Source organism: Streptomyces sp. NPDC058291 (assembly GCF_042880855.1).
GTDB lineage: Bacteria > Actinomycetota > Actinomycetes > Streptomycetales > Streptomycetaceae > Streptomyces.
This window is the reverse complement of record NZ_JBHVYK010000043.1, coordinates 40,082-62,704: the sequence shown is the minus strand read 5'-3', so window position 1 is coordinate 62,704 and position 22,623 is coordinate 40,082. Positions and strand designations below refer to the sequence as shown.

The following is a 22,623-nucleotide window of genomic DNA, read 5'->3' as shown; positions in this document are numbered from 1 at the left end:
TGCCAACTCCGAAGGCCGGGCGCCCCATTGCGGGGCAACCAAAAAGGTAATGGGGTGAGGGGGGCGGCGCTGCCCGCACGATCCCTCAGCCGCTGATCTCCTTGTGCGCGGAGCCGCCGCCGATGGCGACCTTGCGGGGCTTGGCGCGCTCGGCGATCGGGATGCGCAGGGTGAGCACACCGGCGTCGTAGTCCGCCCTGATGCGCTCGGTGTCCAGGGTGTCGGCCAGCACGACCTGGCGGGAGAAGACGCCGAGGGGCCGCTCGGAGAGCTCCATCTGCACGTCGTCCGCCTTGGTGACGGGCCGCCGTTCGGCCTTGACGGTCAGCATGTTCCGCTCGACGTCGACGTCGATCGCCTCCGGCGAGACGCCGGGCAGGTCGAGGGCGATCACGTACTCCTCGCCCTCACGGTAGGCGTCCATCGGCATGGGCGACGGGCGCGACCAGGTGCCGGGCGTGTGCAGGAGCTGCTGGGTGAGTCGGTCGAGCTCACGGAACGGGTCGGTGCGCATCAACATCGGGAGACACCTCCAGTGTTCGGGTCAGGCACGTAGCTGCCAATGCGGTTCACCTGCCATCGTTGTAACATGTCATCGAAGTGATGACAAGTTGGATGTCATCGACACGATGACAGCGCGCTGGAGGCTCCATGACCACCGACGATCAGCCCGTCCCCCGCGCCCGTGATCTGACGCCGACGTCCTTCCTGGCCGCCGCGGCGCTCCACACCATCCATGAGGCCCTGCACACCGCGCGGACCTCGGCCGAGGGCGGACAGCCGGGCGGGGTGCGGCCGGAAGCGTCCCCCCGTACCGGCTCGGAGCAGGCGCTCGCCGCGCTGCTGATGCTCCGCGAAGTACGCGATCAGCTCGCCGCCTGGGAACCGGGGCTGATCGAAGAAGCCCGCGAGGCGGGAGCCAGCTGGGCGGACCTGGCCCAGCCGCTCGGCGTCTCCAGCCGCCAGGCCGCCGAACGCCGCTATCTGCGCGTACGGCCCGGCAACCCCGGGTCCACGAGCGAGGAACGGGTCCAGGCCACGCGCGACCGCCGCGCCGCCGACCGAACCGTCACCGCCTGGGCCCGCGCCAACGCGGCGGACCTGCGCCGGCTGGCCGGCCAGATCACCGCGCTCGCCGACCTCCCCGCCGCCGCCCGCACCCCCTTGGCCGAACTCGGCGCGGCCCTGGCCGAGGACGACGCCGCCGCCCTCGTCGGACCCCTGGCGGGCACCCGGACGTATCTGGCGTCCGGCCACCCCGACCTCGCGGCCCGCGTCGACGACGTCGCCCGCCACACCGAGGCGCTCCGCCGCAGCAGCGGCGATCAGCGGCGTGCCCCCAGAAGGACACCGGGTCCCTGAGTCGCCGACCGGGGCGTCCGCGCGCCCCGAGGGCCGGAGCCCGGTGGACAGGGGCCCGGACGAGGGCCGGAGCCCGGTGGACAGGGGCCCCGAGGGCGGCGGCCCGCGGACGTCCCTGTTCGCGCGGGCATCGCGGACACTGGACAGGGGACGACCCGACAGGCGAAGACCCGTAAGACCCGAGGGCCCGGACAGCGGAAGACCCGAGCGGGAAGAAGCCGGGCAGCAGGAGAAGCCGGCGGGAGGTACCCGTCGGCAGGAGGGGGGAGCAGGAGAGGGGAGGCCGACCGTGCTGACCACCGTCCGCGAACAGCTGGGACAAGCCCTGTTCCACCGAGTCGCCGGGCCCGACGGACCGGCGAACCGCGCCCGCATCCATGACACGCCGGGCCCGCGGTGGTTCGGGCCGGACCGCCCGGTCCGCACCGTCCACGGCGACGCCTCGATGTTCATCGGCGGCCTGAGCGCCCTGCTCCTGCAGTCCCTGCATCCGCTCGCCATGGCGGCGGTCGCCGGGCACTCCGGCTTCCGCGGGGACCCGTGGGGCCGACTCCAGCGCACCAGCACCTTCCTGGCCGTCACGACGTACGGCACCGCCGAGGACGCCCAGCGCGCGGTCGACCACGTCCGCGGCATCCACGAGCGGATCCGCGGGACGACGGCCGAGGGCGTGCCGTACCACGCGGCCGATCCCCACCTGCTCGGGTGGGTGCACGCGGCCGAGACGGACAGCTTCCTGCGGGCACACGAACGCTACGGCGCCGCTCCGCTGGACGCCGCCGGCTACGACGCGTACGTCGCCGACACCGCGCGGGTGGCGAAGGCGCTGGGGGTCGTCGACCCGCCGCGCGACCGGCGCGAGCTGTCCGAGCGCCTGGCCGCCTACCGGCCCGAACTCAGGGCCACCCCCGAGGCGCGGGCCACCGCCCGCTTCCTGCTCCTGCACCCCCCGGTGCCGCTCGCCGTGCGGCCCTTCTACGGCGGTCTCGCCGCGAACGCCGTCGCACTGCTCCCCTCCTGGGCCCGTCGCATGCTGTGGCTGCCCCGGATACCGGTGGTCGAGGGCCTCGCGGTCCGCCCCACCGGGCAGGTGCTGACCCGCGCCATCCGCTGGGTCATGACCCCGCCGAACCGCACCCGTCCCGAGTGAGCAAAAGGGCGGCCGGCCCGCATCCGGCCCCGTACACGAGGCGGGTGAGCGGGAGTCGGCCCGCCGGTCGGCCTGCGAGCGGTCCCGCACGATGATCTTGCCGATGTTCTCGCCGCGCAGCATGCCCAGGAACGCGTCCACGATGTGCTCGAAGCCGTCGACCACCGTCTCGTCCAGCCGGAGCCGGCCGCTCTGCAGGTGCGGCACGGCGAACCCGTACCACTCGTCCTGCAGTCCCAGGTGGTTGCTCACCAGGAAGCCCTCCATGCGGATGCTCTTCTCGACGATGTCCCGGGGCGCCGCGGGCGAAGTGGCCGACGGGACGGCGGGCCTGGCCATCGCGCCCCTGGGCGGCGGTGCGCCGCCCGCCGCGGGTTGCGGCCCGCCGACGCGTGCCGGGGTGCGCGGCTCCTCGCCGGTCAGTACGGTGGCGTCCTGGTGTTCGATCTCGGACGCAGACGCGAGCTCCGCAAGACGTCGGGGCGCGGGTCGTCGGATGGTGGAGGCGGCATGTCCGGCAAGAAGGCGGCGACTCTGCCGCGCAAGCGGTACGAGAAGGAACTGCTGCGGCTGCAGACGGAGTTGGTGAAGCTGCAGGAGTGGGTGCGGGCCTCGGGCGCTCGGGTGGTCATCGTCTTCGAGGGGCGGGACGCGGCCGGCAAGGGCGGCACCATCAAGCGGGTCGCCGAGCACCTCAACCCCCGTGTGGCGAGCATCGCGGCGCTTCCCAAGCCGACCGAGCGCGAGCGCACCCAGTGGTATTTCCAGCGGTACGTCGGGCATCTGCCCGCGGCCGGGGAGATCGTCCTCTTCGACCGGTCCTGGTACAACCGCGCCGGGGTCGAGCACGTCATGGGCTTCTGCACCAAGGAGGAGCACCAGCGTTTCCTGCGCCAGTGCCCGATCTTCGAACGGATGCTGGTCGAGGACGGGGTGCTGCTGCGCAAGTACTGGTTCTCGGTGAGCGACACCGAACAGCAGGACCGCTTCCGGCGCCGTCTCGAGGACCCGCTGCGACGCTGGAAGCTCTCGCCGATGGACCTGGAGTCGATCACCCACTGGGAGGCGTACTCCCGGGCCAAGGACGAGATGATGGTGCACACCGACATCTCCGAGGCGCCCTGGCACGTCGTCGAGAGCGACGACAAGCGCCGGGCCCGGCTGAACATGATCGCCCATCTGCTGTCGTCCATGCCGTACCGCGAGGTCCCGCCGCCCGTGCTGGAGCTGCCGGAGCGACCGGCGTCGACCGGATACCAGCGCACGCCGCGGGATCTGCAGACCTACGTCCCCGACCACGCGGCGAACCTCTGAGCCGCAGACCGACGCGGACGCCGCCCACCCTCCACCGGGCCACCGCAGGACACCGCAGGCACGGCTCGCCCTGGAAGAGGACAATCGGGGGGTATGAGGCGCCGACTCGCCGACGTGAGCGGGCCCGCCCGGCTGGCCTCGTCGGGCGAGGGTTTCGGCAGGGCCCTGCTGGCGCCGAGGCCGCCGGTGAGCCGGCCGTGGCTGGTCGAGGCGGTCGGCACCGCGGACTGGACGGGCGTCCCGCTGCGGCTGCTCCTGGACGAGGACGCCCCGTGACCTCCCGCGCCGCCGGACCGCTCACCGACATGCGGCGGGCCCGTGCCGGACGGACACTGGGACTGGCGGCGAAGGCCCCGGCCTCGGCCGTCGGCAACAGTCCGAGGTGCGCATGGACGTCGCGCCGCCCGCCCGAGACCTCCCGGACATCGTGCGGTCGACCGTGCGCGACCACCATCGTCAGGGGTGTTCGACATGGGCGGCGACAACGGAGCGGCGCTGGAAAGCCTGCGCGCGGCACTGCGAGGACCGGTGTTCGCGCCCGGGGACGCGGGGTACGACGAGGCGCGCACCGTGTACAACGCCATGATCGACCGGCGTCCGGCCGCCGTGGCCCGGTGCGTCGACGTCGGGGACGTGCGGGCCGCGCTCTCCTTCGCGCAGGACACCGGGACGGACCTCGCGGTGCGCGGCGGCGGGCACAGCGGGCCGGGCCTGTGCCTGATCGACGGCGGGCTCACGCTGGACCTGTCGCCGATGCGCTGGGTGCGCGTCGACCCGGAGGCCGCGACCGCGCAGGTGGGAGGCGGCAGTCAGCTCGGCGACCTGGACCACGCCGCGCACGCCTTCGGTCTGGCCGTGCCGACCGGCATCATGTCGACGACCGGCGTCGGCGGTCTGACGCTGGGCGGCGGCCACGGCCATCTGACCCGCAGGTACGGCCTGACCATCGACAGTCTGCTGTCGGCCGACGTCGTCCTCGCCGACGGCTCGTTCGTCACCGCTTCGGAGAAGGAGCACCCGGATCTCTTCTGGGCGCTGCGCGGCGGGGGCGGGAACTTCGGCGTGGTCACGTCGTTCACGTTCCGGCTGCATCCCGTGGACACGGTCGGCGTCGCGGTGACGCTGTGGCCGGTGGACCGGGCCACGGAGGTGCTCCGCTGGTACCGCGAGTTCCTGCCCGCCGCGCCGGACGAGCTCAGCGGCTTCTTCGCGATGCTGGTCGTACCCCCCGGGCCGCCGTTCCCGGAGCCGATCCACGGGCACAAGATGTGCGCCGTGGTGTGGTGCTACACCGGGGACCTGGCGGCCGGGCGGCTGGAGGAGGTGCTCGCCGTGGTCAACGATCCGGCGCCCCCGGCCTTCCACTTCACCGCGCCGATGCCCTACCCGGCGTTCCAGACCATGTTCGACGCCCTGCTCCCGGCGGGGCTGCAGTGGTACTGGCGCGGCGACTTCTTCGACTCGGTCTCCGACGCCGCGATCGAGGTGCACGGACGGTACGGCGAGGGCATCCCCACCGATCTGTCGACGATGCACCTGTACCCGGTCGACGGGGCGGCGCACCGGGTCGGCCGGGACGACACCGCCTGGGCCTACCGGGACGCCGTGTGGTCCTGCGTGATCGGGGGGATCGACCCCGACCCGGCCAACGCCGAACTGATCCGGCAGTGGTGCGTCGACTACTGGGCCGACCTGCACGAGCATTCCATGGGCGGTTCCTACGTCAACTTCCTGGGGGCGCAGGAGAGCCCGGAGCGGGTGCGGACCACCTACCGCGGGCACTACGACCGGCTGGCCGAGGTCAAGCGCGCCTACGACCCGGACAACTTCTTCCGCGCCAACCAGAACATCCCGCCCGCCGCGGAGGCGGACGACGGGCCGGGCCGGGCCTGGTGAGGGACGCTCCTTGCCGCGGTCGATAATCGGCTGAGCCACAGGCCCGAGCCGAAGGAGAACCGTGCAGGAGCGGACGCAGCAGGACCCGAAGCCCCAGGCCGCGGCATGAGCGGCCCCCGGATCTCGCAACGGGCCGGGGCCGTCGCTCCGTTCTACGCCATGGAGTTCGGCAAGCAGGCCGCCGCGCTGGAGGCCCAGGGGCGTCACGTCGTCAAACTCAGCCTCGGCGAACCCGACTTCGGCGCGCCACCGGCCGTCCTGAGCGCGATGCGCGAGGCCATGGACGGCCGGCCCATGGCCTATACCGAGGCCCTCGGTCTGCCCGCGCTGCGGCAGGCGATCGCCGGGTTCTACGCGCAGCGGCACGAGGTCGAGGTCGATCCGGCCCGGATCGTCGTGACCGCGGGGGCCTCGGCCGCGCTGGTGCTGACCGCCGCCGCGCTGGTCGATCCCGGTGACGAGGTCCTCATCGGCGACCCGTCGTATCCCTGCAACCGGCAGATCGCCGAAAGCTTCGGCGCCCGCGTCGTCCTGGTCCCCGCCACCGCCGGGAGCCGGTTCCAGCTGGACGACGCCTCGGTCCGGGCGAGCTGGACGGATCGCACGCGCGGTGTCATGGTCGCCACCCCGTCCAACCCCACGGGCACGTCGGTTCCGGCCGCGGAACTCGCGGCGATCTGCGACGTCGCCCGGGAGCGCGACGCGTGGCGCCTCGTCGACGAGATCTATCTGGACCTCAGCGACCCGGACGAGCGGGGCCGGCCCCCGCGCAGCGCGCTGTCGTTCGACCCCGACGCCGTCGTCGTCAACAGTTTCTCGAAGTACTTCGGCATGACGGGCTGGCGGCTGGGCTGGTGTGTCGTCCCCGAGTCGCTCGTGCCCGCGATGGAACGTCTGGCACAGAACTACTTCCTCTGCGCGTCCGCCCCTGCCCAGCATGCCGCGCTGGCCTGCTTCACCGCCGAGTCCCTCGCGGTGTGCGAAGCCCGCCGTGCGGAGTTCGCGGAGCGGCGGGCGCTCCTCCTCGACGGCCTGGCGCGCATCGGTCTGCCGGTGCCCGTGCCGCCCGACGGCGCCTTCTACGTCTACTTCGACGTCAGCCGCACGGGACTCACCTCGTGGCAGTTCTGCGAACGGGCGCTGCGGGAGGCGCACGTCGCCCTGACGCCGGGCCGGGACTTCGGCGTGCACTCGGCGCAGACGCACGTCCGTCTGTCGTACGCGGCGTCGGCGGGCGAACTGCGCGAGGGGCTCGACCGGCTGGGCACGTTCGTGGCCGGGCTCTGACATCCGCCCCGGCCCGACGCGCCCCGGTCCGGGCGGTCAGGGGCGCTCGCGCACCGCCGCGTCGAGGAGCGGGCCCAGTTCGTGGGCCACCGTCGTCAGGGCGCGGACGTCGCGCTCCGCACGGGCGATCAGGATCGCTCCCTCCAGCGCGCTGATCATGAGCGTGGCGAGGGCGCCGGCCCGCTCCCCGGGGACGCCGAGATCCGTCAGCGCGCGGGCCACCGGTGCGGTCCAGGCGGCGAACGCGGTGGCCGTCGCCTCCCGGGTGGAGTCGGCGGCCTGCGCGCGGTCCACCGTGGCGGCGGCGACCGGGCAGCCTCCCGCGAAGCCGGCGGCCTCGTACTCGTCGGTCCACTGCCGCACCATCGCGGCGAACAGCGCCGCCGGGGTCGGCTCGGGAAGCGCGGCGAGGAAGCGGGAGACGCGGTTGCCCGCGTACCGGCCGGCCCAGCCCACCGCCTCGTTGACGAGTTGTTCCTTGCCGCCGGGAAAGTAGTGCTGCAGCGAACCGCGCGGCGCGCCCGCGTGGGCGGCGACCTCCCGCATGCCGGTGGCGGCGACCCCGTCGCGCCGGATCAGCTGGGCGGCGCTGAACACCATCCGCTCGCGCGGCCCCCGCTCGGACACCGCCATGTTCGACCTCCACCGACCGCGTCTGCCGCTCCCGACCCGGCCCACTCTATGACGACGGTCATAGAGTGGGCTACTATGACCGTCGTCATAGTCGGGTGCGCCGCCCGCTGCGGCCGCGCGGTGCTCCGCCGTGAGCCGCCACCCATGACCGTTGCCGTGGCCGCTGCCCTGGCCGCTGCCGTGGGCCGGTGGCGCGAGCCGGGAAGGGCGGTGCCTCGTGCACGTCGGTTTCGTCGGACTGGGAGTCATGGGACAGCCCATGGCCCGCAACCTCGCCCGGGCCGGAACGCCGCTGGTGGTGTGGAACCGCACGCCCGAGCGGTGCGAGCCGCTGCGTGCCCTGGGGGCCGAGGTCGCGGCGAGCCCGGACGAGGTGTTCGGCCGGGCCGGGACCGTGATCCTCATGCTGGCCGACGAGCGGGCGGTCGACGACGTGCTGGGGCGCGGCGCCCGCGACTTCGCCGCCCGCGTCGCCGGACGCACGGTGGTGCACATGGGCACCACGTCCGCCGAGTACTCGGCCGGTCTGCAGGACGACGTGCGGGCCGCGGGCGGCCGCTACGTCGAGGCCCCCGTCTCCGGGTCCCGCGTCCCGGCCGAACAGGGTGAACTGGTCGGGATGCTCGCGGGCGACGACGACGCCGTGGCGGCCGTGCGGCCGCTGCTCGCCCCGCTGTGCCGGGAGACCTTCGGCTGCGGTCGGGTTCCGGGCGCGCTGCTGATGAAGTTCTCGGTGAACCTGTTCCTGATCACGCTGGTGACCGGACTGGCCGAGGCGTTCCATTTCGCCGAGCGGCACGGACTCGACCGAGGTCTGCTGCGCGACGTGCTGGACGCGGGCCCGATGGCCAGCGCCGTCTCGCGGACCAAGGGGGCCAAGCTGCTGGCGCGGGACTTCGGTGTGCAGGCGGCGGCCGCGGACGTCCTGAAGAACAACCGGCTGATCGCGGAGGCCGCCCGCGAGGCCGGCCTCGCCTCCCCGCTCCTGGACGTCTGCCACGCCCTGTACGGCGAGACGGTCGCCCAGGGGCACGGCGGCCAGGACATGGCGGCCGTGCTGCGCGCCCTGGAGGCCCGCACCGGCGCGGCGGACCCGGCCGGCGTGACCGCGTCGCCGTCGTGAAAAGCCGGCCCGCCCCCTCTCACGCGACGTGAACCCCGCCCCTCCCGCCGTCTCGCGCCGCGGCGCCCGGCCACCCTGTCCGCCGTCGCCCCGCGCCTTCCGGGCATGATCGGTACGGTGATGGCCGGGAGACGGAGAGGGGCGGCGAGTCCGTGAGCGAGCAGGCGGGGATCGGAACGGCGAAGGAGGCCGCGGATCATGAGCTGATCCTGGCGTTCGGACGTCTCCAGGGGGCGGCCAACCGGCTGGAGTACATCCTGGGGCGGGCCCTGGAAGAGGAGTGCGGGATCAGCCATCTGACGTTCGAGGTGCTGCTGATCCTCGGCCGGGCGGGCGCGCCGGGCCTTTCCATGCGGGCCATCGCCCAGGAGCAGGTGCTGACCACGGGCGGCGCCACCCGGCTCGTGGACCGCATGGCGGCGGCCGGACTCGTGACCCGCGCGGACTCCCCCGACGACCGGCGCGCGAAGCTGGTGCGGCTCACCCCGCTGGGCGAGGAGACGACCGTCCGCGCGGCCCGGGTGCACCTGGAGAACATCGAGCGGTACTTCGTCGCGCCGCTGCCGGCCGAGGACCTCGACCGGTTCACCAGCGACCTTCGCCTCCTCAGCCATTCCGCCCGGGACGTCCTGCCCCGTCTGCCCTGACCCGCGGGACCCGCCGGCGGGCGGGCGCACCGTCTCGTCAGAACCAGTGCAGGCAGTGCGGGGCGCGGTCGGAGCGGAACAGGGCGTCGGCGAGGGCGGGTGCGCCCGGGCGGTGGGCCCGGATGTGCCCGGCGCGCACCAGCGTGCTCGGCGCGGTGCCGCCGAGGTAGACGGAGCCCAGGTCGCTCACGTCCAGGGACAGGTCGGGCGCCCGGTCCGTGGCGACGCAGTCGGCCTTGCCGTCCCGGACGCTCAGCAGGTAGCGGCCCCGCTCGTCGAGGAAGGGGTCGTCGACGTCGAGGACGAGCTCGCCGTCCGCACACCAGCCGCGCGCCGTCAGCGCGCGCGGGACGTCCAGCAGCCGCACCCAGAGCCAGTCCGTGTCGCCGCTGACCTCGCCGGCCCGGAAGTCCGCGAACTGCCAGCGCAGCGGATGCAGGGGCGGGACGTGCTTGATCACGACCTCGGTGACCAGGTCGTGTCCGAGGACGAACCGGACCAGTGCCGTGTGCACGGCGTCGTCGACGGCGACGGTCTCGTCGACGGTGAGGGTCTCGGCCTCGCCGAGGGTGTAGGCGGCGTACCCGTCCGGGACGCCGTCGGCGTCCCGGTGCAGGGCGACGTAGCGCGGCGCCGAAGAGACCGGGGGTTGCCCCGCGCCCGAGGCCCACCAGCGGTGCGGCCGGGACAGCGCGCCGGGCTGGGCGCGACGGTACCGGTCGTAGACCTCTTCCAGGATCTCGCCGCACTCGGAGCGCCGCAGCAGCTCGACGGCGCCGCCGTCCGCGCCGTCCGCCGGGGCGCCGGCCGCGCCTCGCGCACGGGGCGGGGCGAGGGCGGCCCGGTGGCGCGGCACCGTCAGCCGCTGGGTGTAGGTCGCCGGTCCGTAGCCGAACCTGCGGTAGATCAGGGCCTCGGAGGCCAGCAGCACGGAGAGGAACTCCCCGCGCGAGCGCAGCTCGGCGAGCTGATGCCGCATCAGGGCGCTGAGCACGCCGCGGCGCCGGTGCGAGGGCAGGACGCCGACGGCGGTCACTCCGGCGCAGGGGGCGATGGTCTCACCGGGCAGGGTGAGCTCGAAGGAGTACGCACCGGCGGTGCCGACGGGCCGCCCGTCCTCGGTCAGGGCGAGCAGGCCCCGGTCCATCTCCAGCGCCGACCACCACACCCCGCCGCCCCCGGTCGGCGTCTCCGGGAAGCGGCCGAACGCGGCATGGAGCGTGTCGACGAAGACGTCGAGGTCCTGGTCGGTGGTGGAACGGATCTGCATGGCCGGCGCCGCCTCCCCGTGGGTGCGGGCGCCGCGGCTCGGGCGCCCCGCCACAGTGCAGCCGTCGCCCCGCGGCCGGGTCAAACGGATTACGGCCGGAGCCCCGTCGCCGGCGGCCGCTCGACGGGTCGTCGGGTCCGGGACGGTCAAGTCGTCGGCGGCCGCCGCCAGATCATGACGTCGGTCGCCGGGAGGCGCTCCGCGAAACGGCCGTCCGGCGCCGCCCGGTCCAGCAGCGCCCGCAGGTCCCGCTCGAAGTCCCCGCGCCGGTCGCCGAACAGGTGCGGCGCGCTGGCGGACCGGGAGAACGCCCACGCGACCAGGTCGTCCACGGTGCGCTCGACCACCTGCCCGGCCGGCACGACCAGTCGGCCGACGTGCTCGAACCCGGCCCGGGCCAGGACCAGGCCCTCCCCGTTCGGCGTGCCCGCGACGAGGGTGCCCTGCCCGGCCCGGCGCACCGGTCCCAGGTACCGGCGCACCAGTGCGGCGACGTCCTCGTAGGGGGGCGCGGGCCGCGGCGGCGGCGCCGGTTCGGCGGGCGGGTCCTGGAGCTCGCCGACGTGGACGAGCGCGCCGCCCGGCTCCAGCATGTCCAGCACGGCCGCCGCGGCGCGCTCGCGGTCCGTCCAGTGGAAGGACTGGGCGAACACCACGACCCTGAACCGCCCGAGCCCCGCGGGGAGTTCCTCGGCGCGCGCGGCGACCAGGCGGGCGTTGCGCACGCCACGGCGGGCGGCCTGCCGCCCGGCCTCGGCGAGCATGTCCTGGTCGGGGTCGACGCCGACCGCCTCGTGGAAGAAGCGCGCCATGGCCAGCAGGACGACGCCCGGGCCGCAGCCCACGTCGAGGAGCCGGCCCCGGCCGTCCAGCCCGAGGGCCGTGGCCAGCGCCTCGGGGAAGCCCGCGGCGTACGGAAGCCGGCCACGCTGGTAATAGGCCGCGCTTCCGGCGAACAGCGTCGGGTCCCACTGCCATGCCTCGGGCACGCCGGTTCCCCTTCCCGGAGCGAACAGGATCGGTCCCGAGTCTGGCACCGGAGACCGACCAGGCGGTATACAAGCCCGGTCGAACGCCGACAACCACCGTCCGGGACGGCTTCGTCGGCGGCACACGGGCTGCGAGGGGGAAGACTCGATGCAACGCGAACCAGGCACGGGCAGACCGGCCGGCCGACGCCGACGGGGCGTCACCCTCCTCTCGGCGCTGGGCGGGTGTGCTCTCGTGGCCGCCTCCGCGACGCCGGTCGCGGCGCACGGAGCGGGCGGCTCGGTCCGCTACTCGGCGCTCGGCGACTCCTACACCTCCGGGCCCCTCATCCCCCGCCAGGTCGACGCCGCCTGCGCCCGGTCCGACCACAACTACCCGTCCCTCGTCGCCGCGCGGCTGCGCCCCGCCGCGTTCCGGGACGTCAGCTGCGGCGGGGCGACCACCGAGAACATGTGGAAGCCGCAAGGGAGCAACGGGCCCCAGCTCGACGCGGTCAACCGCCACAGCGGCCTCGTGACCGTCCAGATCGGCGGCAACGACGTCGGCTTCGGCTCCATCATCGCCACCTGCGCCCAGGTGGCCTCGCAGGACCCGACCGGCGATCCGTGCCGACGGCACTACGGCGCTTCGGGCGTGGACGAGCTCACCGTGACGATCGCGCGGACCGCCCCCAAGATCGCGCGGGTGCTGCGCGCCGTGCACGAGCGGGCTCCCCGCGCCCGGGTGCTGCTGGTCGGATACCCCGACCTCCTGCCCGACGACGGCAGCGGCTGCGCGCCGTCGGTGCCGTTCGCGGCGGGGGACTTCGCCTATCTGCGCGACACCGGCAAGCGCCTCAACCTGATGCTCCGCCTGGTGGCCGCCTGGAACCGCGCGGAGTACGTCGACACCTACGGTCCGACCGTCGGCCACGACATGTGCACGTCCCCGGCGGACCGGTGGATCGAGCCGCTGCAGCCCGCCTCGCCCGCCGCCCCCGCACACCCCAACGCCAAGGGCGAGGAGGCCATGGCGGGCGCGGTCTGGCAGCGCCTGGCCCACGGGCGGGGCGGCCGCTGACCCCGAGCCGCCCCCGACGGGCTGCGGCTCACGGCTCACGGCCGGCCCGGAGCGGGCACGGCTCACAGCTCACGGCCGGCCCGGAGCGGGCACGGCTCACAGCTCACGGCCGGCCCGAGACGGGGAGTGGCTCACAGCTCGGAGTCGATCCCGGTGACCACCGCCGGCCCGAGCGGCGCGTCGCTCGCGTCGAGACCCGCGGCCTGCAGCGCGGAGTCCGCGAACCTGCGGGCGTCCTGCTCCGCGTCCGGAACGCTGTCCGCTTCGACGGCGAGCCGGATGGTGAACGTGTCGTCCTCGTTCACGGTGAGGGGGTCGAGGTCCTGCGCGTCGCCCATCCGCGTGTGATGCGGATCGGCGGGCCGCAGGGCCCGGCTCAGCCGTGTGCGCTCGTCGTCCCCGATCCCGGCGGTGAAGGTGCCGGGCACGGTGATCACATAGGTCGTCATGACGTTCCCTTCGTCGTCTGCTCCCTCCCGCCTACCCCGCCGTGCGCCCGGCTCGCCCGCCGGAACGGACCAAGCCTCTGAGACTCCTCAAGTCGCTTGGCAGGCCCGGAACCCGGGAGCCACGATGATCCACATGACAGGATTCACGGGACTCGACAAGAAGCACAACTTCGTGCTGGTCGTGCGGGACGCGGACGTGGTCACGGCGGCGTTGCGGGAGGCGCTGGCCGAGGCCTCCCCCGGGGAACGCCCGGGCCTGGAGCGGGCCGTCGCGCTCGTGGGCGCCACCGCCGCGGCCACCGAGGCCCGGCTGCGCGCCGACTGGGTGCGCGCCCGGCTGGCCTCCGTCGGCTTCACGGGAGACGTGTCCTCGATCGCGGCGGTGAGAGCCCTGCGCAAGGCGGAGCCGAGACTGAGCCTGCCGGCGGCGGTGCAGCTGCAGAAGGACGCCGTGGCTCATCAGGAGTGACCGGGCGGGGCGCGGGCGCGGCCCTCAGTGCACGACGTCGGACAAGTGGGGCACCACCCGGGTCAACCGCACCACGCCCCACATGATGAGGAGCACGCCGATCGCCTCGGGCAGCAGCCACCAGCCGGAGCGGATCGTCTCGCCGAAGAGGGCGACGCCCAGCAGGAGGCTCACCGTCGCGTCGCCGATGGTCAACGCCGGCTGCGAGGCGGTCAGCGGTCCGGCCTGCAGCGCGTTCTCCAGCAACAGCAGCGCCGCGACCCCGGTGAGGGCGAACCCGTAGGTCTGCCAGGCGGTGAGGAAGGCGGGCAGCCCGTCGTCGGCGAGGCGTCCGGTGGCCGACTTCAGCAGGGCGGCGGTCAGCGCGTTGCCGATCGCCGCGGCCGAGCCCAGCGCGGCGGCCCGGAACAGCGGCGACGAGGACGACCGGGTGAGGGCGACCGCCGTGGCCATCGCGCCCAGGCCGAGCGCCAGGACCGGGATCCACCGCTCCATGCCCGCCTGCTGCCGGGTGCCGTGCGGGGCCGCCGAGGCGAGCAGCAGGACGAGGCCGGCCACCGCCCCCGCGACCGCCCGCCAGGCCTCGGCCGACAGCCGGCGGTGCAGCAGGGGCGCCGCCACCAGCAGGGCGAACGGCAGCTCCAGGATGAACACGGGCTGCACGAGAGCCATCGGCCCGTTGACCAGGGCCAGCGCCTGGAACACCGCGGCGCCGACGACGCCGGCGATGCCGATGGACCAGGCGGGCCGTCGCACGAGGGCGCGCAGCAGCCGTATGCCGCCGCCCTGGGGCACGGTGGAGGCGGCCTTGCGCTGGAACGCCGTGCCCACCGCGTTGCTTGCGGCCCCGAGGACGGCGAAGAACAAGGCGAGCACGATCATGCCTCCACCATGCCCGGGAAAACCGCGGGCAGGCACCTCGGGCGCCGGTGCGGCACGGTGGGCGGTTCTCACGCCCTCGGGCGAACCGCTGTGGACACGGCGTCACCTCGGCGTCCCGGGGTACACGGAGGGCCGGTGGCGACTGTTACTCGGAGGGATCAGGAATGGACCGATCAGCGCTGCGGGCAGTCGGATGGGCCCGCTCTCTGCCCCTGGAGTGCACGGTGAAGACGGCCCGCGACTGGGCCCGGCACCACCTCGACACCCTCGGATGGGCCACCAGCGCTCCGGAGACGGCCGACGCCGTGCTGCTGACCGTCTCCGAACTGGTGACCAACGCCCACCATCACGCGCACAGCGACGCGCAGCTCGTGATGACCTGGGACAGCCGCTGCCTCCACATCGCGGTTCACGACTCCTCGGCCGAGCTGCCGGCTCCCCGGGAGCCCAGCACCGACCGCACCGGCGGCCGGGGCATGTTCCTCGTCGACGCGCTGGCCGACAGCTGGGAGGCGCACCCCTGCCCGCACGGCAAGACCGTCACCGCCTGCTTCAGCCCGCAGACCGGCGGCGCCTGACCCGGCCGGTGGACGAGACGCCGCCGTCATGCGCAGGCGAGCGCCGTGAGGTCCACCGCGTCGGCCATCGCCTGCATGCCCTTGCCGTCGGGACGCAGGTGGTCGCCGCCGTCGAAGACCGGCAGGATCCGCTGCGGATCGTAGGGGCTGCGCAGGACGCGGTCGAAGTCGGCGACGGCGTCGAACGCACCGCCGTCGCGGACGAACGCGCTGACCTGCCGGCGTACGGCCTCGGCGGCCGGATCCCACTCGGACCGGCCCTTGAACGGGGCCACGGTGGCGCCGACGACGCACTTGCCCGCCGCGTGGACGCGGCGGACGATCTCCCGGTAACCGGCGATCACGTCCTGGGCGGTCACCCCGGTGTGGGCTGTGATGTCGTTGACGCCTTCGAAGAGGACGACCATGCGCACGCCCGGCAGAAGCCCCTCAGGGTGACGGACTGTCCCGGCCGCAAATGGACCGTGCGGGCCGTGCGCGCGTGGGCCACGGTCGTGGTCCGGCCGCCGGCGCTGCGCAGCCGCACCGAGGTGGGCACGCCGTCGCGCCACCGCAGGTCCGCGAGGAAGCCGCCGCGTGCGGGCATCGGTCACGGTCCATGACAGAAGCAGGAATCAGCCGAGCAACGGCTGTGAGCCCTGACGGCCTTTCAAGACTCGGCGGCGTCCCGGTCATTGGGATGGGATCGAAGGCCGCGTTTGGCTCATCGGGACAGTCGCCGGGACAGTTTGCCGCCCGCCGTCAGCGGGACGGCGGGCGGGTTCGTTCGTCGTGTCTTCCCTTCTTCGGCTCGTAGCCGTCTTCGTCCCGTCGTTCGTGCGCTTCGCGGCGAGGCTCGGTCAGCGTCGGGTGCGCAGCCGTGCGAGCAGGTCGCGTGCCTGGGCACGACGGCGCGGGTCGGCCGCCGTGCGACGCACCTGCTCCATCGTGCGCCGCCCCTGGGGGCTCCTGCTGAAGTCCTTGATGCGCTGGATGACGCTCATCGTTCTCCTCCCCTGGTCCGTCCGCTGGTCTGTCCGCGCGGTCCGTCCGCGCGGACCGTCCGCTTCTGCGCGTCCGACTACCCCCGAACGGGCCGATCAGGCCGCCCGGGGCGCGCGGCGCCGCAGCCCGGTCGGTGCGGCGGCCGCCGCGGGGGCGGGACGGGCGGCCGCGGCAGCGGTGCGCGCGGGGCGGACCCGGTAGGTCGTCTTGGCGGGGTCCGTGACCGGCTCGCCGACGGTGATCCGCCCGGCCGCGTACAACTCGTCGCACTCGGCGGCCGGCAGGGCCACGTAGCAGCCCCCGCGCCCGCCCTCGGCGTCCAGCGGCCGCCAGTAGCCGTAGACCCGGCGCCCGTTGGCGTGTTCGGTGACGAACACGGGCGTGCGCGGATCGGAGACGATGCGCAGCACGTCGGTTCCGGGGCGGCGCGGCGCGGGGGCCGGACGGGGCGCCCGCCGTGCCTCGCGGGGACGCGGGACGCCGGCCACGACCGCGACGACGGAGCCCGGTGCGACGGGCGCCGTCCACTCCTGACGCATCGGGAGGCGCGCGGCGGAACGGACGTCGAGGATCTGCGGCTGGTCGGCGGTGAGCGGCATCGTCGGTGACCTTTCGTGGGCGGGGACATGAGACCGCCTACCCGCAGAGCCGGAGTTGATCTCACCTGGGGGCATCCTTCATCACGGCACTGACAACGGCCCGTCCCACGGGAACCACTCCTGCCCCCGCGCCCGCCCCGCACACACCGGCAGGGTTGGCGATCGCCGATATGGGCACTTGGCGAGCCTCGTCCGCAAACGATCGCAGGAGGCACGGGTGGCGGTTCGGCATCGACTGGTCAGAGCGACACCGGAGGCCGTGTGGGCGCTGCTCGCCGACGGCGACCGCTACGCGGAGTGGGTGGTCGGCACCTCGTCGTCGCGGCGGACGCGCGGACACTGGCCGCAGGTGGACGCGGCGATCGCGTACGAGATCCGGCTGGGGCCCGTGCGGCTGACGAACGAGACGGTCGTGCGGCGTTGCGAGGAGCCGGACGTCCTGGAGCTGGAGGTACGGGCGGGCGTGCTGGGCACGGCGCGCATCGCCTTCGAGCTGCGGCCCTGGGGCGAGCACTGCCTGGTGCTCCTGGACGAGCACCCGCTGCGGGGCATCGGCGGCCTGCTGCACAACGCGGGCGTGGACGCCCTGCTCCAGATCCGGCACCGGGCGATGCTCGGCCGGCTGGCGCGGCTGTGCGAGGCCGGGACCGGGACCGGGACCGGGGCAGGGGCCGGGGAGGCGGCCGACGCGGGCCGGCGTACGGCCGCCGGGGCGGCGCTCGCGTCCGCGCGGGGAGGTGGCGATGCCTGACGCGGTGGTCATCGGGGCCGGACCGAACGGACTGGTCGCGGCGAACCTCCTGGTGGACGCGGGCTGGAGCGTGGAGGTCCTCGAGGAGCAGTCGGAGCCCGGAGGGGCGGTGCGGCACGACCGGAGCGTCGACCCCGAGTTCGTCAACGACCTGTTCAGCTCCTTCTACCCGCTCGCCGTCTCCTCCCCCGTGCTGTCCGCGCTGCGGCTGCACGAGCACGGCCTGCGCTGGAGCCACGCGCCCAGCGTCCTGGCACACCCCCTCACCGACGGGCGCTGCGCGCTCCTCGACCGCAGGATCGCGGTCACCGCCGAGTCCCTGGACGCCTTCCGGCCAGGCGACGGGGACGCCTGGCGCCGGCTGCACGAGGTCTGGGAGCAATTGCGACCCGACATCCTCGACGCACTGTTCACGCCGTTCCCGCCGGTGCGGGCCACGGCCCGGCTGGCGGCCCGGCTGCGCGGCGCGGGCGGACTGCGCATGGCCCGCACGCTCATCCTGCCGGTGCGCCGGATGGGCGAGGAGGAGTTCGCCGGCGAGGGCGGCCGGCTGCTGCTGGCCGGCAACGCCCTGCACGCCGACCTCGCCCCGGAGGCCGCGGGCAGCGGCGGTTTCGGCTGGCTGATGTCGATGCTCGGACAGAGCTACGGCTTTCCCGCGCCGACCGGCGGCTCCGGCGCCCTCACCGCCGCACTGGTCCGGCGGCTGCGCTCACGCGGCGGCAGCCTGCGCTGCGGGCAGCGGGTGAGCCGGATCGTGGTCCGGGACGGGCGGGCCGTCGGGGTGCGCACGGCGGACGGCGAGGCGGTCGCAGCCCACCGCGCCGTGCTGGCCGACGTGTCGGTCCCGGCGCTGTACGGCGCGCTCCTGGACCCGGAACACCTGCCGGCCCAGGTGGCGGACGACCTGAAGCGCTTCCAGTGGGACTTCGCGACCTTCAAGGTCGACTGGGCGCTGGACGGACCGGTGCCCTGGCAGGCCGAGGCGGCCCGGCGCGCCGGAACCGTGCATCTGGCGGACGGCGTCGACGAGCTCACCCGGTTCGCGGCCCAGATCGCCATGCACCAGATCCCCGACCGCCCCTTCGCGCTGTTCGGGCAGATGACGACGACCGACGCCGTGCGCTCCCCCGCCGGCACCGAGTCGGCCTGGGCCTACACCCACGTCCCGCAGGACGTCACGGGCGACGCCGGCGACGAGGGCCTCACCGGGGCATGGGACGCGCGGGAGCAGGAGGTGATGGCCGACCGGGTCGAACGCCAGGTCGAGCGGTTCGCCCCCGGGTTCCGGTCCCTGATCCGGGCCCGGCGCATTCTGGCCCCGCCCACGCTGCAGTCCCTCGACGCCAACCTGCACGGCGGCGCCATCAACGGCGGCACGACCGCGCTCCACCAGCAGCTGTTCTTCCGCCCCCTGGCCGGCAGCGGACGTCCGGAGACGGCCGTGCGCGGCCTGTACCTGGCCTCCGCGGGCGCCCACCCCGGCGGCGGCGTCCATGGCGCGCCCGGGGCCAACGCGGCCCGTGCGGCGCTGCGTCGCCGCATCCCGCCCGGCCGCGCGCACGTGCAGCGGGTCCTGGCCCGCCGCGATCGCACCGGTGCGAAACGGCCGTCCACCGGCTGAACGGCGTCACCGCCCTCGAGGAACGTCGAGAAGCGTCGAGGAACGGAGCATCCCGTGCACGCAAGTCCCTTGCAGGACCGCACCGTCGTCATCACGGGGGCCGCGCGTGGACTGGGCGCGGCCCAGGCGCGGGAGCTCGCCCGGCGCGGCGCCCGGCTGGCGCTGATCGGGCACGAGGAGAAGGCGCTGCGGGAGTTGGCGGCGTCGCTGCCCGGACCCGCGCTGGCCCTGGAGGCCGACGTCACCGACGCCGACGCGCTCGGCCGGGCGGCTGCGGCCGTCCGCGCGCGGCTGGGGCCGCCCTCGGTGGTCGTCGCCAACGCGGGAGTCGCCGAAGGCGGACCGTTCGCCCTCGCCGACATGGCCTCCTGGCGGCGGGTCATCGACGTGAACCTGGTGGGCAGCGCCCTGACGGCGCGCACCTTCCTGCCGGATCTGATGGAGACGGCCGGCTACTACCTGCAGATCGCCTCGCTGGCCTCGATGGGCGCCGCTCCCCTGATGAGCGCCTACTGCGCCTCCAAGGCCGGGGTGGAGGCCTTCGCGCACGCGCTGCGGGCCGAGGTCGCCCAGCACGGCGTCGCCGTCGGCGTGGCTTATCTGAACTGGACCGACACCGACATGATCCGGGACGCCGACCGTCATGCGGTGCTGCGTGAGCTGCGCGCCCACATGCCGGCGCCCGCGCGGCGCGTGTATGCGCCCGAGCTGGTCGCCAGGCGGCTCGCCACGGCCGTCGAGCGCCGGCGCACCGCCGTCTACGTCCCCGCCTGGCTGCGCCTGGTGCAGGGCGTCCGCGCCGCGCTGCCGCCCCTGGTCCTGCGGCTTTCCCGGCGGGAACTGCCCCGGCTGGAGGCGGCCGAGCCGTTCCGGCCCACCGGGTTGCTCGGTGGGGGCGGGCGGGCCGACGGCACGGCGGCGCACCCGGGCGACGGCCCGGGCGGGCGGTGAGACCCCGTGCGCCGGATCGGCGCGGGAGGGGCATGACCCGACGCCGGGATGGAACACGGCAGGCCGGTGGTGGGCCCGCGTGGGCGCACGGGACGGAGCGGGACGGTGTCGGTCGATCTGATGGGTTTCCTGGGCGTGGTGCTGCTGGCCTACGTCGTTCCGGGCCCCGACTTCCTGGTCGTGGTCAGGGCGGCCGCCCGGCGCGCCGCGCTGGGCCGGGCGGCCGCGCTGGGCGCCCAGACCGGGCTGTGCGTGCACATGTGCGCCGCGGCCCTGGGCCTGTCGGTGCTCGCCGCCGGGTCGGCGTTCGCCTTCACCGCCGTCAAACTGGCGGGGGCGGCCTATCTCGCGTATCTGGGCGTCCGGGTACTCCTGGACAGCCGGCGCAGCGGCGGCGACCACGACGCGTCGGACACGGCGGCGCCCCGGTCCGGCGCGCAAGCCCACGCGGAACACGGCACGGAACGCGGCACGCAACGTGGCGCTCACCAGGGCGCGGAACGCGGTGCGGAGCGGGGCTCGGATCCCGGCCCGTCGGCGGACGTCGTCGGCAGTCTTCGCGGCAGCTTCGCGCAGGGGTTCCTGACGAACGTCCTCAATCCCAAGGCGGCGCTGTTCTTCCTCAGCGTCCTGCCCCAGTTCACCCGCCACGGCGGCTCGCCCACCGAGCGGATCTTCCTGCTCGGCGGCCTCGACATCGCCGTCGGCGTCGTCTACTGGCTGCTGCTGGTGCGGGTCGCCACGCGGCTGCGGTCGCTGCTGGCGCGCCCTGCCTGGCGGCGTCGCTGGGAGCGCGGGACGGGATGGCTGTTCATCGCGGTCGGCGTGGGCGTCGCCGCCGCCGAATGAGCGGACGGGGCGACCCGCCCGGCCGCCCCTCAGGAGAAGAACGACCGCTGCGCGGGCAGCCCGCCCTGGGCGAAGGAGGACGGGGCGCTCATGACCCGGTCCAGATCGCGCTTGATGCGCTCGGCCTCGCCGCGCACATCGGCGGGCACGTCGCCGCGCTCGGTGACGAGGCGGTGGTAGATGGGCGTGTCGTCGAAAACGGAAATCACCGGGGAGGCTCTGCTTTCGTGGACGGTCGGACGGGCCGACGCGGCGAGACGGACTGGGGACACGGCCGACGATCCGACGGGGCGAACCGGCGTTTGCGGGACGCCGCCTGACGGCTCGGCAACTCAGCCTCGGGCGACGACATCATCGTATTGTCCCCGATGGGGCGGCGAGCGCCGACACCGAGGGCCCGCGAACGGCCCGCGCGGCGGCGGCAACGCGGCCCGGTTCACCACCGCAGCGGGTCCTCCGAGGCGCAGGCCTCCCCGGCGAGCCCCGTCAACGTCGGCCCGAAGCGCAGCAGTTGGGCGACGACGGAGGCGGTTGCGCGGTGCCAGTCGCCGCCGCGGCGCAGCATCGCGTGGTCGCCCCCGCGCACGAGGACGAGACCGGCCCGCGCCTGCGCCCGCCGCGCCCGGCGCACGTACCGGGCGGACTCCCCGGGGTCGGTCACCCGGTCGCGGTCGCCGTGCAGGACCACCACGCGCGTGCCGCGGAGATGATCGACGGGCTCGCCGGGCGGACACCACGGCGCCAGGGCCACCACCGCGCGCACCGACGGGTCGGCGGCCGCCCGCAGCGCCGCCCGGCCCCCCATCGAGTGCCCCACCAGGATCACGGGCAGCTCACCCGCCAGGGCACGCAGTTCGTCGAGGGCGCGCACGGTGTCGGCCACCGGGTCGGCGGTCGCGTTCCAGCCCCGGTAGCGGAAGCGCACCTCGCCGAGCAGCACGTCCCGGCGGTCGGTCGCGGCCAGGGCCGCCCGCAGCACCGGACGCATCCGCAGGGCCGCCGGGTGCCAGGACCGGGCCGGCTCGCGCCCGTGTTCGCGGCCCCCGTGCAGGACCAGCACCGCGGCCCCCGCCGACGCCGGGGGCCGGCGCCGCACCGTCAACGCCGTCCGGGCCGCGGCGACGGCCTCTCGTTCGCCCACTGTTCCCCCGCTCTCCCCGCTCATCGCCCGGCCGGACCGTCGGCCCGTCGCGCAACGGGATCCCGCCGAGCGTCGAGGATGTCAGAGTGCGGCCGTCCCCGCACGATCGCGCCCCGGCAGGGGCGGGTCACCGCGAGGCCGGCTCAGGCCTCCTGGGCGGCGGTCGGCTGAACGGCGGACTCCGGGTCGCGGTCGAGTTCGACGCCGCGGTCGCGCTCGGCGCCCCGCTCGAGGTCGGATCCGAGTCCGTGCGCGGCGCCGCGCCGGGACCGGTGGCGGGTCCTGAGCACCGCGGCGCGCATCGCCGGGCGGATCTCGTCGGGCAGACGGCCGGTGACCACCCAGCGCATGACGTGCTGGGCGATCTCGCGCAGTTTGACGTTGGTGTGCTGGGAGACCTGCCGGAGCACGTCCCAGCTGTGCTCCGGACTCAGCCGGCACACCGCCGCCACCACGCCCATCGCCTGGTCGATCTCGGCGCGCGAGGCCAGGGCCTCGCGGAGCTGCGCCACCTCTCGCTCGAGGGCGGCGACCTTCTGTGCGAGTTCGTCACTGTCCGCCATGTGAGGTCGCTTCTCCTCCCTACGCCCACGAGAACCGCCGGCACACAGCAGG

General features: G+C 74.7%; 26 protein-coding genes and 2 pseudogenes. 15 read left to right on the top strand and 13 right to left on the bottom strand.

Annotated features, from left to right (window positions below):
• Positions 1-85: 85 nt before the first annotated feature.
• On the bottom strand, positions 86-520 hold the full coding sequence (locus ACFVYK_RS22010) for an Hsp20/alpha crystallin family protein (protein WP_389776513.1): 435 nt from the start codon (positions 518-520) through the stop codon (positions 86-88).
• A gap of 131 nt (positions 521-651) precedes the next feature.
• Between ACFVYK_RS22010 and ACFVYK_RS22005 the strand changes: the two genes are divergently transcribed.
• A complete protein-coding gene (locus tag ACFVYK_RS22005) occupies positions 652-1,362 on the top strand; it encodes a type III effector protein (protein ID WP_389776510.1) in 711 nt (236 codons plus the stop codon).
• Between the two features lie 289 nt (positions 1,363-1,651).
• Positions 1,652-2,512, top strand: coding sequence for an oxygenase MpaB family protein (locus tag ACFVYK_RS22000; protein WP_389776507.1), 861 nt, complete (start codon positions 1,652-1,654; stop codon positions 2,510-2,512).
• 84 nt (positions 2,513-2,596) lie between these two features.
• Here the strand turns inward: ACFVYK_RS22000 and ACFVYK_RS21995 are convergent.
• Positions 2,597-2,806 (bottom strand): annotated as a pseudogene (locus ACFVYK_RS21995) (NADP-dependent oxidoreductase); the annotation flags it as partial.
• Positions 2,807-3,022: 216 nt separating this feature from the next.
• Here ACFVYK_RS21995 and ppk2 point away from each other — a divergent pair.
• From ppk2 to ACFVYK_RS21975, 4 genes are all read left to right on the top strand, one after another.
• Positions 3,023-3,826, top strand: a complete 804-nt coding sequence (ppk2, locus tag ACFVYK_RS21990) for a polyphosphate kinase 2 (protein ID WP_389776505.1) — start codon at positions 3,023-3,025, stop codon at positions 3,824-3,826.
• Positions 3,827-3,919: 93 nt separating this feature from the next.
• Positions 3,920-4,102 (top strand): hypothetical protein, encoded by a 183-nt coding sequence (locus ACFVYK_RS21985; protein WP_389776502.1) that lies wholly within the window; start codon positions 3,920-3,922, stop codon positions 4,100-4,102.
• 195 nt (positions 4,103-4,297) lie between these two features.
• Positions 4,298-5,722, top strand: a complete 1,425-nt coding sequence (locus ACFVYK_RS21980; RefSeq protein ID WP_389776500.1) for an FAD-binding oxidoreductase — start codon at positions 4,298-4,300, stop codon at positions 5,720-5,722.
• A 105-nt stretch (positions 5,723-5,827) separates the two neighbouring features.
• Positions 5,828-7,009 carry a pyridoxal phosphate-dependent aminotransferase gene (locus ACFVYK_RS21975; protein ID WP_389776498.1) on the top strand — a complete coding sequence of 394 codons (1,182 nt, stop codon included), beginning with the start codon at positions 5,828-5,830 and terminating at the stop codon, positions 7,007-7,009.
• Between the two features lie 36 nt (positions 7,010-7,045).
• Here ACFVYK_RS21975 and ACFVYK_RS21970 read toward each other — a convergent pair whose 3' ends face one another.
• On the bottom strand, positions 7,046-7,642 hold the full coding sequence (locus tag ACFVYK_RS21970; protein WP_389776496.1) for a TetR/AcrR family transcriptional regulator: 597 nt from the start codon (positions 7,640-7,642) through the stop codon (positions 7,046-7,048).
• A gap of 217 nt (positions 7,643-7,859) precedes the next feature.
• Here ACFVYK_RS21970 and ACFVYK_RS21965 point away from each other — a divergent pair, with 217 nt between their 5' ends.
• Together ACFVYK_RS21965 and ACFVYK_RS21960 are read left to right on the top strand one after the other, a co-directional pair.
• Positions 7,860-8,765 (top strand): NAD(P)-dependent oxidoreductase, encoded by a 906-nt coding sequence (locus tag ACFVYK_RS21965; protein ID WP_389776493.1) that lies wholly within the window; start codon positions 7,860-7,862, stop codon positions 8,763-8,765.
• A gap of 152 nt (positions 8,766-8,917) precedes the next feature.
• Positions 8,918-9,412 carry a MarR family winged helix-turn-helix transcriptional regulator gene (locus ACFVYK_RS21960; RefSeq protein ID WP_389776490.1) on the top strand — a complete coding sequence of 165 codons (495 nt, stop codon included), beginning with the start codon at positions 8,918-8,920 and terminating at the stop codon, positions 9,410-9,412.
• A 37-nt stretch (positions 9,413-9,449) separates the two neighbouring features.
• Here ACFVYK_RS21960 and ACFVYK_RS21955 read toward each other — a convergent pair whose 3' ends face one another.
• Together ACFVYK_RS21955 and ACFVYK_RS21950 are read right to left on the bottom strand one after the other, a co-directional pair.
• Positions 9,450-10,682, bottom strand: a complete 1,233-nt coding sequence (locus ACFVYK_RS21955; RefSeq protein WP_389776487.1) for a GNAT family N-acetyltransferase — start codon at positions 10,680-10,682, stop codon at positions 9,450-9,452.
• 146 nt (positions 10,683-10,828) lie between these two features.
• The gene (locus ACFVYK_RS21950) at positions 10,829-11,671 is read right to left on the bottom strand and encodes a class I SAM-dependent methyltransferase (protein ID WP_389776484.1); all 843 of its coding nucleotides are present in this window, start codon (positions 11,669-11,671) and stop codon (positions 10,829-10,831) included.
• 148 nt (positions 11,672-11,819) lie between these two features.
• On the opposite strand from ACFVYK_RS21950, the gene ACFVYK_RS21945 reads away from it, so the two are divergent.
• On the top strand, positions 11,820-12,731 hold the full coding sequence (locus ACFVYK_RS21945; protein ID WP_389776482.1) for an SGNH/GDSL hydrolase family protein: 912 nt from the start codon (positions 11,820-11,822) through the stop codon (positions 12,729-12,731).
• A 131-nt stretch (positions 12,732-12,862) separates the two neighbouring features.
• On the opposite strand, the gene ACFVYK_RS21940 is transcribed toward ACFVYK_RS21945, so the two are convergent.
• Positions 12,863-13,180, bottom strand: coding sequence for a hypothetical protein (locus tag ACFVYK_RS21940; protein WP_389776479.1), 318 nt, complete (start codon positions 13,178-13,180; stop codon positions 12,863-12,865).
• A gap of 133 nt (positions 13,181-13,313) precedes the next feature.
• Between ACFVYK_RS21940 and ACFVYK_RS21935 the strand changes: the two genes are divergently transcribed.
• Positions 13,314-13,649: a hypothetical protein gene (locus tag ACFVYK_RS21935; RefSeq protein WP_389776476.1), complete on the top strand. Its 336-nt coding sequence runs from the start codon at positions 13,314-13,316 to the stop codon at positions 13,647-13,649.
• Positions 13,650-13,673: 24 nt separating this feature from the next.
• Here ACFVYK_RS21935 and ACFVYK_RS21930 read toward each other — a convergent pair whose 3' ends face one another.
• Complete coding sequence (locus ACFVYK_RS21930) at positions 13,674-14,531, bottom strand: DMT family transporter (RefSeq protein WP_389776473.1); 858 nt, start codon at positions 14,529-14,531, stop codon at positions 13,674-13,676.
• A gap of 164 nt (positions 14,532-14,695) precedes the next feature.
• Between ACFVYK_RS21930 and ACFVYK_RS21925 the strand changes: the two genes are divergently transcribed.
• Positions 14,696-15,109: an ATP-binding protein gene (locus ACFVYK_RS21925; RefSeq protein ID WP_389776471.1), complete on the top strand. Its 414-nt coding sequence runs from the start codon at positions 14,696-14,698 to the stop codon at positions 15,107-15,109.
• A 26-nt stretch (positions 15,110-15,135) separates the two neighbouring features.
• Here ACFVYK_RS21925 and ACFVYK_RS21920 read toward each other — a convergent pair.
• From ACFVYK_RS21920 to ACFVYK_RS21910, 3 genes and pseudogenes are all read right to left on the bottom strand, one after another.
• Positions 15,136-15,528: pseudogene (locus tag ACFVYK_RS21920) on the bottom strand (GDSL-type esterase/lipase family protein); the annotation flags it as partial.
• 420 nt (positions 15,529-15,948) lie between these two features.
• On the bottom strand, positions 15,949-16,092 hold the full coding sequence (locus tag ACFVYK_RS21915; protein WP_389776468.1) for a hypothetical protein: 144 nt from the start codon (positions 16,090-16,092) through the stop codon (positions 15,949-15,951).
• A gap of 96 nt (positions 16,093-16,188) precedes the next feature.
• The gene (locus ACFVYK_RS21910) at positions 16,189-16,692 is read right to left on the bottom strand and encodes a hypothetical protein (protein WP_389776465.1); all 504 of its coding nucleotides are present in this window, start codon (positions 16,690-16,692) and stop codon (positions 16,189-16,191) included.
• A gap of 217 nt (positions 16,693-16,909) precedes the next feature.
• Between ACFVYK_RS21910 and ACFVYK_RS21905 the strand changes: the two genes are divergently transcribed.
• The 4 genes from ACFVYK_RS21905 to ACFVYK_RS21890 all read left to right on the top strand — a co-directional run bounded on the left by ACFVYK_RS21905 (position 16,910) and on the right by ACFVYK_RS21890 (position 20,867).
• Complete coding sequence (locus ACFVYK_RS21905) at positions 16,910-17,443, top strand: SRPBCC family protein (RefSeq protein WP_389776463.1); 534 nt, start codon at positions 16,910-16,912, stop codon at positions 17,441-17,443.
• Entirely contained in the window at positions 17,436-19,067 is a 1,632-nt protein-coding gene (locus ACFVYK_RS21900; RefSeq protein ID WP_389776461.1) for a phytoene desaturase family protein, read from the top strand. Before ACFVYK_RS21905 ends, ACFVYK_RS21900 begins: the two co-directional genes overlap by 8 nt.
• Before the next feature lie 54 nt (positions 19,068-19,121).
• Complete coding sequence (locus ACFVYK_RS21895) at positions 19,122-20,018, top strand: SDR family oxidoreductase (RefSeq protein WP_389776458.1); 897 nt, start codon at positions 19,122-19,124, stop codon at positions 20,016-20,018.
• A 105-nt stretch (positions 20,019-20,123) separates the two neighbouring features.
• Positions 20,124-20,867 (top strand): LysE family translocator, encoded by a 744-nt coding sequence (locus tag ACFVYK_RS21890; protein ID WP_389776455.1) that lies wholly within the window; start codon positions 20,124-20,126, stop codon positions 20,865-20,867.
• Positions 20,868-20,896: 29 nt separating this feature from the next.
• Here the strand turns inward: ACFVYK_RS21890 and ACFVYK_RS21885 are convergent, their stop codons facing one another.
• From ACFVYK_RS21885 to ACFVYK_RS21875, 3 genes are all read right to left on the bottom strand, one after another.
• On the bottom strand, positions 20,897-21,076 hold the full coding sequence (locus ACFVYK_RS21885; RefSeq protein ID WP_389776453.1) for a hypothetical protein: 180 nt from the start codon (positions 21,074-21,076) through the stop codon (positions 20,897-20,899).
• A gap of 227 nt (positions 21,077-21,303) precedes the next feature.
• A complete protein-coding gene (locus tag ACFVYK_RS21880; protein WP_389776451.1) occupies positions 21,304-22,008 on the bottom strand; it encodes an alpha/beta fold hydrolase in 705 nt (234 codons plus the stop codon).
• A 143-nt stretch (positions 22,009-22,151) separates the two neighbouring features.
• Entirely contained in the window at positions 22,152-22,571 is a 420-nt protein-coding gene (locus tag ACFVYK_RS21875; protein WP_389776448.1) for an ANTAR domain-containing protein, read from the bottom strand.
• Positions 22,572-22,623 lie beyond the last annotated feature (52 nt).